At 52.7% G+C, this 17,869-nt stretch carries 15 protein-coding genes; 3 read left to right on the top strand and 12 right to left on the bottom strand.

The features are described from left to right. Nucleotides 1–63: 63 nt before the first annotated feature. The 12 genes from LK493_RS09600 to LK493_RS09545 form a co-directional block, all read right to left on the bottom strand. Nucleotides 64–1,305, bottom strand: coding sequence for a Coenzyme F420 hydrogenase/dehydrogenase, beta subunit C-terminal domain (locus LK493_RS09600; protein ID WP_227790866.1), 1,242 nt, complete (start codon nucleotides 1,303–1,305; stop codon nucleotides 64–66). A 13-nt stretch (nucleotides 1,306–1,318) separates the two neighbouring features. Then, nucleotides 1,319–2,722, bottom strand: coding sequence for a lipopolysaccharide biosynthesis protein (locus tag LK493_RS09595; protein ID WP_195239716.1), 1,404 nt, complete (start codon nucleotides 2,720–2,722; stop codon nucleotides 1,319–1,321). Next, entirely contained in the window at nucleotides 2,722–3,798 is a 1,077-nt protein-coding gene (locus LK493_RS09590) for a polysaccharide pyruvyl transferase family protein (RefSeq protein ID WP_227790865.1), read from the bottom strand. The genes LK493_RS09595 and LK493_RS09590 overlap by 1 nt, the downstream gene beginning before the upstream one ends. 3 nt (nucleotides 3,799–3,801) lie before the next feature. Next, nucleotides 3,802–4,836, bottom strand: coding sequence for a glycosyltransferase family 2 protein (locus LK493_RS09585; protein ID WP_227790864.1), 1,035 nt, complete (start codon nucleotides 4,834–4,836; stop codon nucleotides 3,802–3,804). Between the two features lie 529 nt (nucleotides 4,837–5,365). Then, a complete protein-coding gene (locus LK493_RS09580; RefSeq protein ID WP_195239710.1) occupies nucleotides 5,366–6,361 on the bottom strand; it encodes a glycosyltransferase family 2 protein in 996 nt (331 codons plus the stop codon). After that, on the bottom strand, nucleotides 6,354–7,469 hold the full coding sequence (locus LK493_RS09575) for an EpsG family protein (protein ID WP_227790863.1): 1,116 nt from the start codon (nucleotides 7,467–7,469) through the stop codon (nucleotides 6,354–6,356). Before LK493_RS09575 ends, LK493_RS09580 begins: the two co-directional genes overlap by 8 nt. A gap of 194 nt (nucleotides 7,470–7,663) precedes the next feature. Beyond that, a complete protein-coding gene (locus LK493_RS09570; protein WP_227790862.1) occupies nucleotides 7,664–8,656 on the bottom strand; it encodes a glycosyltransferase family 2 protein in 993 nt (330 codons plus the stop codon). A gap of 155 nt (nucleotides 8,657–8,811) precedes the next feature. Continuing rightward, the gene (locus LK493_RS09565; protein ID WP_227790861.1) at nucleotides 8,812–9,495 is read right to left on the bottom strand and encodes a glycosyltransferase; all 684 of its coding nucleotides are present in this window, start codon (nucleotides 9,493–9,495) and stop codon (nucleotides 8,812–8,814) included. Then, nucleotides 9,496–10,161, bottom strand: a complete 666-nt coding sequence (locus LK493_RS09560) for a sugar transferase (protein WP_227790860.1) — start codon at nucleotides 10,159–10,161, stop codon at nucleotides 9,496–9,498. Between the two features lie 121 nt (nucleotides 10,162–10,282). Continuing rightward, on the bottom strand, nucleotides 10,283–10,873 hold the full coding sequence (locus LK493_RS09555; protein ID WP_227790859.1) for a hypothetical protein: 591 nt from the start codon (nucleotides 10,871–10,873) through the stop codon (nucleotides 10,283–10,285). A gap of 326 nt (nucleotides 10,874–11,199) precedes the next feature. Next, nucleotides 11,200–12,963 (bottom strand): threonine--tRNA ligase, encoded by a 1,764-nt coding sequence (gene thrS, locus LK493_RS09550; protein ID WP_227790858.1) that lies wholly within the window; start codon nucleotides 12,961–12,963, stop codon nucleotides 11,200–11,202. Nucleotides 12,964–13,181: 218 nt separating this feature from the next. Beyond that, on the bottom strand, nucleotides 13,182–13,613 hold the full coding sequence (locus LK493_RS09545; RefSeq protein ID WP_089571655.1) for a double zinc ribbon domain-containing protein: 432 nt from the start codon (nucleotides 13,611–13,613) through the stop codon (nucleotides 13,182–13,184). A gap of 727 nt (nucleotides 13,614–14,340) precedes the next feature. Between LK493_RS09545 and LK493_RS09540 the strand changes: the two genes are divergently transcribed. From LK493_RS09540 to LK493_RS09530, 3 genes are read left to right on the top strand one after another with little or no spacing between them, the layout of a single operon-like run. Further along, nucleotides 14,341–15,804, top strand: a complete 1,464-nt coding sequence (locus tag LK493_RS09540) for an NAD(P)/FAD-dependent oxidoreductase (protein WP_227790857.1) — start codon at nucleotides 14,341–14,343, stop codon at nucleotides 15,802–15,804. A gap of 1 nt (nucleotide 15,805) precedes the next feature. Further along, nucleotides 15,806–17,164 carry an NAD(P)/FAD-dependent oxidoreductase gene (locus tag LK493_RS09535; protein ID WP_227790856.1) on the top strand — a complete coding sequence of 453 codons (1,359 nt, stop codon included), beginning with the start codon at nucleotides 15,806–15,808 and terminating at the stop codon, nucleotides 17,162–17,164. Nucleotides 17,165–17,168: 4 nt separating this feature from the next. Continuing rightward, nucleotides 17,169–17,567, top strand: a complete 399-nt coding sequence (locus tag LK493_RS09530; protein ID WP_227790855.1) for a DUF1667 domain-containing protein — start codon at nucleotides 17,169–17,171, stop codon at nucleotides 17,565–17,567. Nucleotides 17,568–17,869: the final 302 nt, after the last annotated feature.

Genomic DNA, 17,869 nt, shown 5'->3' with positions numbered 1-17,869 from the left:
GGAGGGCAACACGGTATGGCTCTACGAGCCCAACGGGGGGCCCGCCCAGGCGTGGGTCCTTACCTAGTCTGCAAGATCTTTCAAATACTTTTTGGCAATCTCCCGAAATGATTCAGGGAGAAGCCTTCGTGCTATTTTCTTAGTACAAAAAAATATTCCCCGCTCACGCCTTTTATACATACACTCAATGGCATGCCAACCACCTTCGACAAATGCGTCAATATAGAGCTGTCTGTCTTTTGGAAGGGTGCTCGGGCGGCGGAGCTGATCGTTGCCTTTAGCGATATCGTCAAATTCGACAGGGTACAAGTCCAGAGCGTTGCTGGATTCAATAAACTCCCTGCCGCGGTCGTTATTCACCAGCAAGCAGGAGACACCTTTCATCTGATTAAACTTCTCAGCATCTTTCAAAACGTCGGGCCTATTAACGTCGACGCCCCAAAAATCACCGATGGTAAGATCGCCGGCGCGAAATCTCCCTGCATAGGGGCACCTATAGCAGCTATCGCGAAGAGTCTTGAGGTTAAGGAACATGTCGTAGTAGGGGGATTTCGCCGCAGGAATGGTGATCTCTCTTCCGTCCTCAAGAAGAAGAAATAGAAGAAGAGAGTTGTCCCACCCCTCGCGCTTGCACCTAAACCGGAAATCAACCACGGGAGACCCAAGCTGTCTGCCATAGCCCTCAACGCAATCCGCGAACATGCGGCCGGAAGGGACGCCGTGGCAGACCAGGTCAACGGTTGTCAGGTTCTCATAATCGCCTCCGAGAAAGCCCCTAAGGCCGGCGACTTGGCAAGGCGTACCGCAGAAAAGAACCCGCCTCCCCTCGCGAAGGTCCGCCTTCACGTCGGCAAAACAAGCTCCGGCATCACTCTGCACATATTTTGAGTTAAGCAGTGGACGAAGCCCGTCAACGCTCGCCGCGCGACGGTGCCGCACCCGAAGGATGCTCCCCTCGCGCTCATAGGCAGCGCCATATGCGACCCCACCAGAAGCAATAAGCTCACGCGCAAATGCACCAAAAACGCCACCGGAGGCGGACTCCGAGACATCGTCCCTACCGGCGGCGGCAAAGAACGGTCCGGCGGAATTAGAGCCTATCCCTCGGTTAAGACCGCACGCCTTAATGCACGCGCCGCAGCCAATGCAAAGATCACCATCAATTACAGGAAGAACGAACCCATCCTTACCCTCGGACATGGTAACGGCGCCTCTAGGGCAACTAGCGGCACACGCTCCACAACCGCAGCAATGCGATGGCGACTCAAACAGCGTGGGAATTTCTCCCCTTTTCACAGTAGACATGCAGTTACCCCCCCTATTTATGAACCGAAAGCAACTTGCGCAGAATGTCCGCATTCATATAACCGAAAAAAGCCAACGCAATTGCAAGACAGGCAATAGCGCTCAAAAAGCCAGCACCGTAGGCTGACAGATAATAAAAGGCGAACACTCCAAGAATTGAAACCAAAGTCAGAATCTGCTCAGCCCGGTCTTCGACAAGCTTCGCAAACTTAGCGACTTTAATCCTGCGGTACTCATTCACCACGATCATCGCCAAGAGGGTTGCAAAAGACGCTCCATATAGACCAAAGCGTGGAATCAACAAGACACACAGCAGGGCGCAAAGAGCAGCAGACACCGCAGTAGTGGTTCCCATAATTCCAGTCTCTTTATGTGCGGTGAAGATACCGCCATAAAAACCGGAAATATTGCTGAAGTACGTCGCCAAGAGCAATATCGGTACATACAACATGCCCTCGCCGAATGAACCCTTAATCAGGACACCATACACAAGAGGCATAAGCGCGGACATAAGCAGAACGACGCTCATCATGAAACGCCTTAGCGCCCGATACACAGAGTTATAGAAAGCCGACTCATCCTCATCAGAGTTTAGGGCTCGAGCTGAACTCTCCTTCCAAGACTGATAGAAAAAGCCATACACCTGATCCATGATACCGGGGAACTTGTACGACACTGCATACACGCCGGCAGCAGAAGGCCCAAGCGTACTCATGATAATGAGCCTGTCCAGCAAGTTATTAATAGTCCAGGAAACCTTATTAGGGATGAGCGGAAATGAATACCGTAGAAGGTTTAAAGCATAGGAGATAGAGAGAGCCGACGGATCGATATAGCGCCAGAGCCTCCGCATTACCATGAACACGAGAGCAACACCGCCCTGCGCAATGACCGTTGCAGAAAGCATACCCACAACGCCCCAGCGAAGAACGGCGATAAAGAGAACATTGAGCAAAATGGTAAAAGCACTCGCGGCAAAGTTCATGACGGAATATCCCACGGTATCACCGAAACCACGAAGGACAGCAGAAGCCATCTGCAGAAGCGCGCCAGCAACAACAAGTCCCACGACCCAGCCAAGATTTTCAGGCTCAAAAAGCAACCATACCAGAATCGCCATGACTGCAAAGCATACGCATCCGGCAAGAAGTACAGCGCATGACGCTGTCACGGCTGTAGACCGATCCTCATCGGTACGGCAGTCAATGAGAAACCGAAACAGCGCTTCATCCATAAGCAGCGAAACCGCAGGAACGCAAAATAAAGCAATAGTATTGATGTAGTCTACGGTGCCGTAATCAGCAGTGGAAAGAACCGATGTATAGAGCGGAAGCAGAAGAAACGACACGAGCTTTGTTGCCATGCCGCCAACTGCGATAATGCCGGTATTTTTGATAAGTCGGCTTGTCTCTCCCATTACGAAAGCGCCTTTCTAAGATAAGCCCACGAATGCTCACGCAGAGAATCAAGAAGAGAGTCCACATCACCCCAGTCACAAGGGGGAACATCGTCGGCACACATAACGTTGACGCAACGGTCAGACAGCCCGATATTGCCCAACAAGTCGCGCATACGCGCACCAGACTTATCTGTTGCATATACGCGGAAGGGCTTATGGAAGAGAACAGAGAATACAGTTGCATGAAAGGAATTGGTAACGATGAGGTCTGCGTGTGCGATAAGAGAAACGAACTCTTCAGGGCCAACGCCAAACAGGTTAATTGAATTTGGGATATCTAGATTATTCTCAGATATATAAGCCACCTTCATGCCTGTTGCCTCCGTCATCGCGACGGTGCTCTCGATAAGCTCAGGACATTCACGCAAAAGATACATGAAAATATATTCACCTTGCAAGACATCTTTAGATGCCATGTCGGTATAGTCATCGGATTCCAACAAAAGTGTGGGATCTAAAACAACGTCGATAGGCGTATCGACAAGTGGCTGAAATAGCGGAACCGTCTCCTCCTCGCGAACAGACAAAAAATCAAACCTTGAAAGTAAATCGGATACAAGTTGCTCATCAAAATTCTCCGGTCTAAAGAAAGTGTGAGCAAGACTGGGGGCGTAAGCAACTCGTCGACTATCTCCGGCAAATGAAAGGAAATAGGGGCCAACAACACCTTGTGTGCAATCGAGATTCCAAATTTGATCGCTTCCGCAAATAAAACAATCAAACTGCTCAGCGAGTTCGTACATATCACTTTCTTTTTTCCAGAAATACGGTCTCTTTGTAAGCCTGAAATACTTTTTAGAAAATTCCGCGAATGCAGCCTTTCTAGACGACCGCTTACGCCAACAGCGCATTGCGCGCAGCGTCATCTTCGGGTGGCGAGGTTGGAAAAACCTATATTGCTCATAGTCACGAGAACGATAGTCGATTATTCGCACCTCATGCCCCATGCCTTTCAAGACTTCTTGAAGCGCATAAGACTGAAGTGCAGACCCGAAATTTAAAGCACCGTGGAAAGTAATCGTTCCAATCTTCATTATTTATCTGTTCCTGTTCACCCAAATATGAATAGCATCTGAAAGGCTGAGTCCAGTTACCCCATCAGCAGCTAGAGAAAGCGATGCGAGAAGATAGCGGCTGTAATCCGAAGTGCGCAGAGCCTTCTCAATATCCTTCCATCTACCATTCATCGAAGTACTCACCCTGCTGAACTCATCAATTGAATTGAACGTGTCACAACAACAAGCAAATAAAATCTTACGAGCGCAGTTGTCCAGAGCGACAGTTCTCCCAAGCAAGAGCGGTCCGAACAAAGGAAAAATGCGATTGAAGTCTTCCTGACTATAATTAATCCCCAGCTCTGCACGTAAAGAAATCAACTCATCAAGAACCCAATACGAATCAAGCCCTTTAACATTCGTAGGGGTAGACTGCATTATGGATCCAGGACGGATTCGGTAATAATAGCCACTCAAATCATAACAAGGTTCATCGTTAAAGCGACAATCTATCCATACCGGATGAATCAGATCTTCGTACCATGCACCAACGGGAAAACCTAGTCGATTCCAGACTTCACGACGATACAGCCTGCCCCACGGCACCATCCAACTAGCTCTATCGTTCTCTATCTCGCCAAGCAAACCATCATCAGACATATATCTAAAAGTCGATGTAACGAAATCCGCAGATGTTTCATCGAGTCTGCTCCGCATATCCTCAAGATACCCTGGCCCGATCATGTCATCAGAATCCACGAACATGATGTACTTACCGCGAGAAACTCTAAGACCCGCATTACGTGCTGCGGAAAGGCCGCCGTTTATTTGGTGAATTACAAGAACATTAGGCATTAGTCCATACGAATCGGCTATAACGCCAGAATCATCTTTAGACCCGTCATCTACAATAATAACCTCAAACTTGCCAGAAAACTCCTGTGTCACAATGGAATCAAGGCAAGGTTTGAGGTATTTTTCAACGTTGTATACAGGCACAATAATAGAAATGTCGTAAGATATGCCTTCCTTAAAAACAATAGGCATGAACATATTGGATGGTCTCTTGGAAACCATGCTAAGCTTCGCCTTAGACGCATAGGATATAGCATCGGAACGACGACATAACCTAAGTAAGCCATCATAAATAGGGCTAGAAAGTAGAAGTTTTATAGCCTTCTTAATTAAATTAAGAATATGCAACAATTGACTCCTCCCATCTTCAAAGTCGAATAAATATGCGCTTCCATCAATTCGGACATTTAAGTTATGATGCCCCAACATGCAATCAACAAGACCAATCGCAGACGGCACCCCATAGAGGAATAGACTACAAACAATAAATCACAAACGAAAGCGTCTATTGACTCACCCAGACCATGGGGACGTTGGAGAACTTCTTTGAAAAAACGTGCAAAGACCAGCTTCTAAGCATCGACCGAAATAACTAAAGCCCAAGGAATGAATACACCGCACGACAAGACTGAACCTTTGATATCGGTTCAATCGTAAATTCTTGTCACTTAATTGAAAGCTAAGGACAGGCTCGGTCAGGACTAATAATGCTCCAACTAAATGTATTAGAAAAAAGCAATAATGACCTGCATTATACAAATAGACGACGGAGACATTTAAAGCAGCTTAGTAAGTGCCGAGCAGAAAAAGAAACGATACTGCAATTTGACAAAACAAGACTATGAACTAAGTCCGGACAATTGCTGATTCGACTCTGATACTCGCTTTTAATTGTTTTATCAAATTGCCTTTTCACCTCTTTATCCACTTCACAATGCCAAAGAACTTCATCAAGATCACAATAGTGTCGACAGATACCCCTTTTGGCATTTTTTACTGAATCGCTCGACCATTCACTCGCATAACGAATCAACTCGTCGCTTACAAAGCTCCAATCAGTTATCTGATCCTCTTTAAACTGCTTCGTACTATTAGCGCCATGCTGACGATAGTAGTAAAGCGGCTCGTCAATGTGAAATAAACTCTTTGCAATATCGAAAACAGGAAGAAGTTGACAAAGATCCTCACCGTGCATAAGGCCAACTCGTTTCGAGTACCACTCATCACTGGCAAACAAATCTCTCCGAATGACCTTATTCCAAACGCTATTGAAATCGCATCCGCACAACAGGTTTTTAACAGCATCAAAAGATTCACCCGTATGCATACCAGAACAGATATCAACTTTTAACGAGGGTTTAATAGGCATCAATCCCATGGTAAAGTCAAATGAAATGATATCAGCACCAGTCGAGGCAATTACATCGCATACCTTTTTGATGCAGCCTTCAAGAAGAGCGTCATCGGAGTCGAGCGAAAGAATATAACGCCCACTCGCCTTACGAAGACCATCTCGACGTGCAGCGAGAAGACCTTCGTTGTCCTTATGAATAACGAAGGCTCTCTCACGCTTATCGCAATAAGCATCGCAAATCTCAGGAGATCCATCGGTGGAACCATCATCCACAAGAATCACCTCAAAAGAGCCGGTCCCTTGTATATCAATAGATTCCAGACAAGCGGGAAGAAAACGCTCGGTGTTATATACCGGTACAACAATACTGATGTCAGGCGTTTCGTCATGCATAAATAACTCCTAATAGCGCCGACGAATACGGAAAAAGATCGCAGCTGCCGCCATATACAAACGTAATGACAAAATAAAACACGAAAAATAAAAAGCCCAGAGTTCCAGTTAGAAACCGCTCTCTACCAAGGTTTTCAGACAAAAAGGGGTAAACCAAACCTGAAATGAAAAGAAAAGGGAAACTGAGTCGAATTAACTCAGGACTGATGCTCGCAAATTGAGCAAATAAGGAAGAAATTATGCCACAGCTCGTATAAAAATTAAGTGTCCATCGATCAATGCTCGTGGTCAAACCCTTACTACCCAACATCCATATAGCAAGGCAAAATAGAAAATAAATAAGCATTGTGATATTAAATGAGCCCATTCCAGCGTGTTTGATCTGAAAGCTATATGACGACGTAAATAGAGACACGAGCTCCATCACATCCGGTCCAATCATAATCACACAAATAGCAAAAATGATAACGCCAACGCATGCAAGAAGTGCAACGGTCTTGTATGAACGTTCGTGTCTGCGGTTGAAGCATGAAATATAAATAATCCAAATTAAAAGTCCTATGATAGACATTTTGTGAAAGCCAACTGCAAGAGCCAAATAAACAATAGCGGGGACGCGCTTCTCACGGAACAGCTCATAGAGCATCATGACGAGCATACTAGTAGCAAGACATTGCCTAATTATGTTTAACGTATAACCGAACACAACGAAACAAAGAAAGAAACCTACGACAGGATACCCGCGAGGATACAACTTCCTAACAACTAAAATATAGGGAAGGAGAACGATGGCTTCACAAAGAAAAAGAACAGCGTGGAAATCACCAGTCAGTCTCCCCAGGATCCAGAAGAGAATTACGAATAGCGGCTCTTGATCTGAGCAAGCACCCATAGCACCTGTGAGCGAATAATACTGCGAGGCGTAAAAACACCTGAGAGGATATGCCGAGGTATCGGTACCGACAGATGCATCGCGCAGCCCCGCCACCAAACAAAGGGGGAGAACCGCGATAACCGCTAGAAGAATACTGACGCGCTTATTAGGTATCTTTACCGAAAAATATAGCAATGCAATATGGGACACAAAGGCAATGAAATAGATTGGCATCTCTACACCTGCTTTGCATATCGTTTGTAAACCGTCGATTTACCTCCGGTCGAAACCACGTCGAAAACACCAACACAACAGTTAAACACATCTTGAAAATAGATGTTATACAAAAAGCCGCCATGGCATTCAGTAACGTTAAACAGATGCGCGCTAATAGAAAAACTCACCTTATCAACCTTTTATCACGGGAGTTACCCGATAGCCTTACCAGAAATTGCAGCATATAACGCATAGAAAGCGTTATGAACCCTAGGAGAGATAGAAAAGAGAGCGCAGCGTAACCTCCATTTTGAACAAGCATATGGGTTCCTCGACGCCCTCCAGGCAAGCCCTCGAGCATTCCACAGATATTTCTGGGCGTCAGCCTTACTATCAAATCCGTCCGGATCAACCCTCATTGCAACGCGGAGCGTACAGAATGATTGAAAACACTCAAACTCGCCCTGAAATTCAGACCCGGCAAATCGTCGAACAGTCTCAATAGTCCTGTCCATGTCTTTAGCATGCTTGGAACCCTGCTTTCTGAGCGTTGTAATGGAACCAGGTCTCGTCACGTATGCATAAAAGCACGCATCAGAGAATGCAACCTTTTGAATTTTGGAACAAATTTTAGCAATTACGCCCATGTCTTCGAAGAGCTGCCCCTCAGGAAAGACAAGGTCGTTAATAAGAGATCGTTCAAAGAGCTTTCCGCACGCAGAGCCGCTCTCGCCGCTTAATAAAAGTAATTTTCGTAAATGTTCAATTCCAGATTCAACATGGAATTCTACATTCTGCCCCATCTTATAGTTATCAAGAACAGGCGTCTTCGCAAAGGAGCCGATAACGAGCGAAACTTGATACTTGTCAGCCGCTTCGACCATCAACTCAACAGTTCGCGAATCAATCAAATCGTCCCCATCAACATACATGACATAATCGCCGTGGCACCTTTGAGTACCAAAGTTACGAGCAGAAGAAAGACCGCCGTTTTCCTTATGCAAAATCTTAAATCGCGTGTCTGATCCAACGGCATCTTCAATAAGATCAATAGTATTATCAGTACATCCATCATCCACAATAATATATTCGATATTCGAATAAGTCTGACCAAGCAATGAGTTTACGCAAGGAAGCGCGAACATACCCACGTTGTACATGGGGACAATGACACTAACCAGAGGCTTAGCAACATCAGAAGCCATATATCTAAGACCTCCTGAGAACAAAACGATATATCAACGCTCTAACGGAATTTGGCATCAGACAGACGACGGCATGCGGTAAATAAGAACAGATATAATCGCATTTTGTGAAATAGCCACGCTCAACTTGAGCACGCTTAAATGCTTTAGCGTACTTAAGATACTGCGAGCCCCCCCCTGCGAGCATAGAAATCCCCACTAACGCGCATCGCAACAAGCGGTTCCTTCAGGTTATCCGCCTTGCAGCCACATGCGAGCATCCTGTTAAAAAGGTCCCAATCCTCAAAGTAGAGAAAATCGGAACTGTAGTTACCAGCCTCCATGACTTTCGACTTTCTAAACGTCATAGGAGGATGACGAAAGGGATTTCGCCTTTTGGAATAAGAACGTATAGCGTCGATGCCCTTGGGAAGATCTGTGGCCGCAACAGGTTCATTGGGAGTCGTGACGAATTCGATAACATCGCTTCCGACCATATCGAGACCACTATCAATAGCGGCAAGCTGTTTCTCCATACGATCCGGACGAGCTATATCATCAGTGTCCATGCGTGCAACAATTTCGTTAGAGCAAGCAAGGATGCCTTGGCGCAGTGCATACCCAAGTCCATGGTTTTTTTCATACGAAACAAAATTGAACAGTCCGGGATGCAGGAAATCATAATCTTGGAGCACGTCTTCAAGCTCATGCGTAAGCGGACCATCCTTGACCATGACGATCTCGGCAGGAGAAACCGTTTGATTCAGCATGCTGTCTAAAGCTTGAATTAAAAAGGCAGGATTTTCTTTTTTGTAAATGCTCATCAACACACTGTAAGAAGAAGAAAAGTTTGTCTGCATCTATCGTCCCGTTCTCTTCTTTCCAAACATGGCACCAAAAGTGCCAGTAAAGCACTTCCAATCCATCGCAAAACAACGGTTTTGGACATAGCGAAGCTCAATCTTCTGGCGCAGGCCGCTCTCGAAGGTTGCCTCGTTACGATCGGTTGCCTGCCACAGACCAGTAATACCGGGCTGAACAGAGAGCAGCTCAGCCTTTTCCTCGTCGGAAAAGTGCTGTTCAAGCTCATCCCTTGTAATGGGACGCGGTCCAATAACGGAAAGATCGCCGTTAAGCACGTTCAGGAACTGAGGCATCTCGTCGATAGAGCACTTACGAATAAACTGACCAATCTTGGTAATACGAGGGTCATCGTCAACCTTGCGTTCGACTTCCCACTGATGTAGCTGCTCGGGACTCAGATACTTCTGTACATCGCCAGCATCGGCGACCATACTACGAAGCTTAAAAATCTTGATAGTCCTTCCGCCTCTGCCGACGCGCTCTTGCGTATACATGGGGCTGCCGGGCGATTCGAGACTAATGAGCACGCACACGATGGCGATAGGAATAAGCAGCAGTACGCTCATCAAAAGACTGAACACCAGATCAAACAGCCTCTTAATAAAGCGGTAACCAAGCGTGCCGCTCGGCTTAATCTCTTTAATAGCTAGTGCATCCCCCATTGATGCACAGCTCTCTGTCATTTCCTTAGCATCCACAGTCAAACTTACGTCCCCGTTCCCCAGGGATCCCCCAATCGCTAAATTCAAAAAAGCGTACGAACAGCCGGTACAACGTCTCCCTTTACGTTTTGCTGGGAACGTCAAGCGGTAGCAGCTCCCTAAAAGCGGAGTCGCCTTCGCCCACGTCCACCAGGCACCAGCGCTTATGACGGTCGATCTTCTTTACACGGGCCTCTTGCCCCACTAAGGGCCCTTGCTCTATGTGCAGCACGCCGTCTTCTATGCGCGCGACGCTGTTGCGCACCACGCCGTCGTCGTCCAGCACACTGCGATACCAGTCCTGCGCATCGTCTGGCATGGGCATGTACGCCCGCTCCCTGCTGCCGGCGATGCGGCAGCCAAAGCTCAACTGGGCCAAAGCCTTGTCGAGCAGGGCGGCATCGCGCGTGGCGACGAAGAAGTATTCCTTGTACATGGGTTTGGTTTGGAGCGACCACGCGCCGTCCCGCTTAAACCAGAACTCCTTTTGCATCACAAAAGCGTCCTGCATCAGCTCGTGCGGGATAATACGACGGACCTTTTCGCAGGTCTCGCGCTCTTTTCCATTGGGGGTGTGGACCAGATACCAGCGGACGCGGCCGCGCTGGCTGTTGGTAGTAGCGCCACTAAAGGCACCGGGCAGCTGCTCTTGGCGCCGCATTGTCTGTTCCATCTCTCGCCCCCTTTTCTTGTCTCCGCGACACACGCGGATGCAGAAGCGTTAAGAACAGGCTTCTCGCTCGCAGCTAGGCGCAGTCGCAAAAGTACAGGTTTTTGTATCTTTCGACGTTACTCATTATACGAGCAAACTGCTCACGTTTTCCCAGATTGCACAAAATGCGAAGCGAATGGGCGCATCTCCATACCCCTCTACAAAAACCTGTACCTTTTTGCACAACAAAAAAAGCCGCTCTAACCAGCGGCTTTTCTTCTATAGACAACAAAAAAGGCGACCGCCCGTGAGGACGATCGCCTTTGTTAATTCTTGTGTTGTTTGTGCTAGGCGCGAGTCTTGATCTCCTCGAGCACCTTGGCCACAAACTCGTCAACGCTCATCTGAACGGTCTCGTTGGAGCGGTCGCGGACGGAAATGTTGCCGGCCTCGACCTCCTTCTCGCCCAGGATGAGCATGTAGGGCACGCGGTCGATGCTGCGGGCCTCGCGGATCTTGTAGCCGATCTTCTCGTCGCGGTCGTCGCAAACCACGCGAATTCCGGCCTCCTCCAGCTTGGAGCAAACCTCGTGGGCGTAGTCGCGGCTCTTCTCAGAGACGGGAAGTGCCTTGACCTGCACGGGAGCCAGCCAGGTGGGGAACTTGCCCGCAAAGTGCTCAATCAGAATACCAATGAAGCGCTCGATGGAGCCAAAGCACACGCGATGCAGCATGATGGGACGCTTCTTGGTGCCGTCGGCGTCCACGTACTCCAGGTCAAAGTTGAGCGGCATCTGGAAGTCGAGCTGGACGGTGCCGCACTGCCAGGTACGGCCGAGTGAGTCCTCCAGGTGGAAGTCGATCTTGGGGCCGTAGAAGGCGCCGTCGCCCTCGTTGACCTCGTAGTCCATGCCCAGCTTGTCCAGAGCGGTGCGCAGGCCCTCCTCGGCGCGAGCCCAGTCCTCATCCGAGCCCATGGAGTCCTCGGGGCGGGTGGAAAGCTCAACGTGATACTTAAAGCCAAACTTTTGGTACACGGAGTCGATGAGGTTGACCACGCCCACGATCTCGTCGGTCAGCTGGTCGGGACGCACAAACAGGTGGGCGTCGTCCTGGTTAAAGCAGCGCACGCGGAACAGGCCGTGCAGGGCGCCGCGCAGCTCGTGGCGGTGCACCAGGCCAATCTCGCCGGCGCGAATGGGCAGCTCGCGATAGGAGTGCGGCTTGGAGGCGTACACCAGCACGCCGCCCGGGCAGTTCATGGGCTTAATGCAGTACTCTTCGTCGTCGATGACGGTAGAGTACATGTTGTCCTTGTAGTGGTCCCAGTGGCCCGAGGTCTTCCACAGCTGCTTGTTCATGATGAGCGGCGTGGAGATCTCCACGTAGCCGGCCTTGTGGTGGATCTCGCGCCAGTAGTCCAGCAGCGTGTTCTTAAGGATCATGCCGTTGGGCAGGAAGAACGGGAAGCCGGGGGCCTCGTCGCGCATCATAAAGAGGTCCATCTCGCGGCCGATCTTGCGGTGGTCGCGCTTCTTGGCCTCCTCGAGCATGTGCATGTGCTCGTCGAGCTCTTCCTTGGTGGCAAAGGCGACGCCGTTGATGCGGGTGAGCATCTTGTTGTCCTTGTCGCCCTTCCAGTAGGCGCCCGAGACGCCGGTGAGCTTAAAGGCCTTGAGGGCCTTGGTGTAGCAGATGTGGGGGCCGACGCACATGTCGATGTAGTCGCCCTGCTGGTAGAAAGTGATGCGGGCGTCGTCGTCCAGGTCGCCGATGTGCTCGACCTTGTACTTCTCGCCGCGCTCCTCCATAAGGGCGATGGCCTCGGCGCGGGGCTTCTCGAACACGGTGAACTTGAGGTTCTCCTTGACGATCTTCTTCATCTCGGCCTCGATCGCGGGGAAGTCGTCCTCGCTGATCTTGACGCCCTCGGGCAGGTCGACATCGTAGTAGAAGCCGTTGTCGGTCGCGGGGCCGTAGGCAAAGTCGGCCTCGGGGTACAGGCGCTTGATGGCCTGCGCCATGATGTGCGCGGCGGAGTGGCGGATGACGTGCGTGACCTCGTCCTGCGGGAGCTCGGCCACCGAACCGTCATTGTAGAGTGCCTTCATGGGTATGTTTTCTCCTCTCGGATGCCTGATGCAAGTGCGTGCAATGCGCTCGGCGTTTTTGACTTGCATCATTATAGGCAGGTTGCCTTGGTATACAAGCGCCCGCCGCACCTTAATGGCACGGCGGGCGATTTTCTACGCATGCTTCATCGTGTGGGGGCGGGGCTGCGGGGCGCGCGGTGCGCTCGTGGCTTGCGGCCGGCCCGGCGATGGATGCGTTACTGGATGCGAGTTCGGCAGTAGGGGCAGACCTTCCAGTGCGCGTCGAGCGGGCGATGGCAGCTGGGGCACACGTTGCGAACCTGGGTGTCGCACACGGGGCACACGACAAAATCCTTCTCGATGGGGGCGCCGCACTGCGGGCAGGTGCCGTACTGGGCAAGCTGGCGCTCGCGCAGGGCCATGTCCAGCTCCTGCTCCTCGCGGTCGGCCGCGTAGGAGTGCGGACGCAGGACCAGGTAGGCGATGAGGCCCACAAACGGAATCAGGGCGATGATGCCCCATGCCACGTAGGCGCTGGCGCCGCGGCGGCGAGCGTCGATGAACACATAGACGACCGACAGCACGTACAGGGCGATGATAAAGCCCACGAAGGCATAGATGACGCCCATAAGCTGCGGTGACATGAGCTCGTTGATGTATTTGGACATTGAGGTGTACCTTTCGGAATAATTACAGTCCGGTCAAGTTTACCACGGGGTTTGTTTATATGGGACCACGGCTGGGTACGGGGCCGGCGCGGACACAAACATCTCAATCTGTAACAGGTGGAAGCGGAATCCGGGTCTAGATGTTACAGATCGAGACGCAGGGGTCCCTCCCCAACTTCAATCTCGATCTGTAACATCTTGACTCCAAAAACAACTCTTACTGTTACAGATCAAGATGAACGGTGAGCCCTCCGTTAAATATCTCAATCTGTAACAACAACTCGGCAAAAACAGGTCTAACTGTTACAGATTTAGCCATTCGAAACCGACTGATAGGTTCATCTAAATCTGTAACATCTAGACCCCAAAACGGTCCCCAGATGTTACAGATCGAGACAGAAGATCTCTCCCTGACTTTAAATCTCGATCTGTAACACATAGGACCGATTTCCCCCTCTTCCTGTTACAGATCGAGACAAACGGAGGGGCCGTCTGGCAAACGTCTCGATCTGTAACATCTGGAACCCAACTCTTCTGCTTACTGTTACAGAACGAGACAAACCCCTGACACCAGGGGCGGCAGACGAGGCCACTGATGTCCTGAGTCTCCCCCTCGCCTGCCGTTGGCGGATGTTGCGGGGCTGTTCGCCGCATTGCCGCCGCACTGGGGGTGTGCGGACCGTAGGATGGTCCTATTGACAGCCTGTCAACTTGTCTGGGAGGCACTGTGACAGAAACGTTTGATATCGCGATTGTGGGCGCGGGCATCACGGGGTGCGCCATCGCGCGGCAGCTCGCGCGGTTTGACCTGTCCATTTGCGTGGTCGAGGCGGCCAACGACATCGCACTAGGCGCATCGAAGGCCAACGGCGGCCTGGTGCACGCCGGCTACGATCCGGCACCGGGCACCGTAAAGGCGCAGGTCAACGCCCGCGGCTGCGAGCTGTATGGCACCTGGGCCCAGGAGCTGGGCTTTTTGTTTTGCCGAACCGGCTCGATGGTGCTGGGATTTAGCGACGAGAACCGTGCGCACCTGGAGAAGCTGCGCAGCAATGGCCTCGCCAACGGCGTGCCCGAGCTGTCGCTTATCGGTCCCGAGCGCATCCACGAGCTTGAACCGCGCGCAAGCGCCAAGGCGACGTGCGCGCTGTGGTGCCCCTCGACTGGCTTTGTGGATCCGTTTGAGGTCGCCATCGCCGCGCTGGAGAACGCCGTCGCCAACGGGGTGACGTTTATGCGCTCCGCGCCGGTGGAAGCCATTGAAGTTGCTGGCGGCGAGGCTACCGACGGTGCTGCGCGCTTTACGCTGGTGACGCCTGCCGGCGATGTGCGCTGCCGGTATCTGATCAACGCCGCGGGCAACGGTGCCGCGGACATCTCGCATATGGCCGGCGCCGAAGAGTTTCAGATGGTCTGGCGCCAGGGAAACATCGTGGTGCTGGACAAGGAGCCGCGCGCGCTCATGCCGCTCTACCCAGTGCCCACGCCGGTGTCCAAGGGCGTTATCGTCACGGGCACCGTGCACGGCAACACCGTAATCACCGCAACCGCTGCCGTGCGCGAGCCGGGCGACACACAGACTTATGCGAGCGATGTGAACGCGCTGCTGACGGGAGCGCGCAAGCTGGTTCCCGATCTGGACACGCGTCGCGTGGTGCGCGCGTTTGCCGGCGGGCGTCCGGTCATTAAGGGGACGAACGACTTCTTTATTGGGCAGTCGGCCGTGGTGCCAGGCCTGTTCCAGGCGGCGGGCATTCAGTCGCCAGGCGTAGCAAGCGCGCCGGCCATTGCCGAGCGCATGGAGCACGTGATGCGCGAGGCGGGCGTTGCTTTGCGCGAGCGGGCCGATTGGGATCCGATTCTCCGCGCGCCGGACGACTTCGACCGTGCGCCGCTTGCACGCAAGGAAGAGCTCATTGAGTCCGACCCTGCATGGGGGCAGATCGTCTGCCGCTGCGAGACAGTACCCGAGGCCGAGATTGTTGCCGCGATTCGACGCCGTCCGGGTGCGGTTTCGGTCGAGGGCGTCAAACGCCGCTGCCGCGCGGGCATGGGCCGCTGCCAGAGCGGCTTTTGTCAGAGCCGCGTGGTGGCGATCCTAGCCCGCGAGCTGGGGTGTGACCCCAGCGAGGTGCTGCTGGAGGACACCGGATCTTGGCTGGTCGAGGGACCGCTGAAGGGGGTGCGCTAGGATGGCGGAATTCAAATCGAGCGCGATTGATAGCGGCGCCGTTGAGGCCGTGGCAACGCAGGCCTTCGACGTGGTCGTTATCGGCGGCGGACCTGCCGGCATGGCGGCCGCGCTTGCCGCGCATAAGGCCGGCGCGCGCGTGGCCATCGTGGAGCGCGAGCAACACTTGGGCGGCATCCTGCGCCAGTGCATTCACCCCGGCTTTGGACTGTCGCACTTTAAGCAGGAGCTCACCGGTCCCGAGTATGCGCAGCGCTTTATCGACCAGGTGCGCGCGACCAACATTGCGCTGTTCTTGGACAGCATGGTGCTTGGGATTGATTCGGGCGAGTCCACGGAGGACGTCGCGGTCCATACCGTCACGCTCATGAGCCGTGCCGGCATGCTGCAGCTCACCGGAAATGCGGTCGTCCTTGCCATGGGCTGCCGCGAGCGCACCCGCAGCGAGATCAAGATTCCCGGCAGCCGACCCGCCGGCGTGTTTACAGCCGGCCTGGCGCAGCGATACATCAATATCGAGAACCTCAAACCCGGCTCGCACTCCGTCATTTTGGGCTCGGGCGACATCGGACTCATCATGGCGCGCCGCTGCACGCTCGAGGGGATTTCGGTCGAGGGCGTGTACGAGCTCATGCCGTACGCCAACGGCCTGCGTCGCAATGTGAAGAACTGCCTGGACGACTTTGGCATACCGCTGCACCTGTCCACCACCGTCACGCGTGTGATCGGTCACGGTCGCGTGGAAGCCGTCGAGGTGAGTCAAGTCGACGAGCACCTGGCACCCATTCCGGGGACCGAGCGCGTTGTTCCGTGCGACACGCTACTGCTTTCAGTGGGCCTGATTCCCGAGAACGAGCTTTCGGTTGCCGCGGGCGTGGAGCTGGATCCCCGCACGCGCGGTGCCGTGGTGGACCAGAACCTGCAGACAGGCGTTCCGGGCATCTTTGCCTGCGGCAACGTGCTGCACGTACACGACCTGGCCGACAACGTGACGACCGAGTCCGAGCGTGCCGGTGCGGCTGCGGCGGCATGGGCGTTGGAGGCTGTCGGCACCGCGGCGGGAGTTGCGGACGCGGCCTGCAAGCTCACGGTCTCCCCCGCCGGCATCGCAGGCTACGCACTGCCGGGCCGCATTACGACCGTCGGGCTCACTAAGCTCAACTTCCGCGTACGCCGGCCGGTCGATGCCGCCCGCGTGCGCATTCTGGCGGGCAGCGAGGAACTGTTTGCAGGCAAGGTCCGCCCGTTTAAACCGAGCGTTATGGAGAGTTTCCCGCTACCGGCGAAAGTCATCCAGCAAGCACTCGACCTAGGTGTTAGCGAGATTGTTCTGTCCGTCGACCCCGTTGAGGAGGCGTAGAGTCATGAGCGATACCGTGAAAGAGACGCTACAGTTCAACTGCACGACCTGTCCGTCCGAATGCCTTCTGGCCGTGGAAGTCGAGCGCGATGCCGACGGCAACGTAGCGGAGGTGCACTCCGTGACCGGCAATAACTGCCCGCGCGGCGATAAGTTCGCGCATCAGGAGCTAACCTGCCCCATGCGCGTGCTCACCACCACCGTAGCCGTATCCGGCGGCGACGAGGCGCTGCTGCCCGTCCGCACGGCCAATGCCATCCCACTGGCACTCCACGCTCAAGCCATGGACCTCATCCGCGGTCTGGTCGTCGACGCCCCCATCCGCATGAGCGATGTAGTCCTCCCCAACCTCCTAGACACCGGTACCGACCTCATAGCCAGCATGGACATCGACCCTGCCTAGGTAGCTCATTTGGGATGGAGCTCTTTAGCTACCCCGCCATCCACCCCGCCCCTCCCCAATTGCGGTGAAATAGTTCCTGATTTCCGCCAAAACCCCGGCATCCAGGAACTATTCCACCACAACTATCCTTGGAATCGATATTTAGTTTGTACCTACTTTAGTGCCATTTCAAAACTATGCCGGATTACGGGGCTGATTCGGAGGCTCCCATCCATACCGGCATTTTTCGATTTTTGATAAGCCATCTACCTGCACTGATAATTGTCCTTGGGGGAAGCGGGCACTGCGGGGGCGCGGCAACG

The sequence above is a fragment of the Collinsella aerofaciens genome (genome assembly GCF_020709435.1).
GTDB lineage: Bacteria > Actinomycetota > Coriobacteriia > Coriobacteriales > Coriobacteriaceae > Collinsella > Collinsella aerofaciens_AU.
The sequence above is the reverse complement of the archived record's forward strand: the minus strand, read 5'-3'. Positions and strand labels throughout refer to the sequence as shown.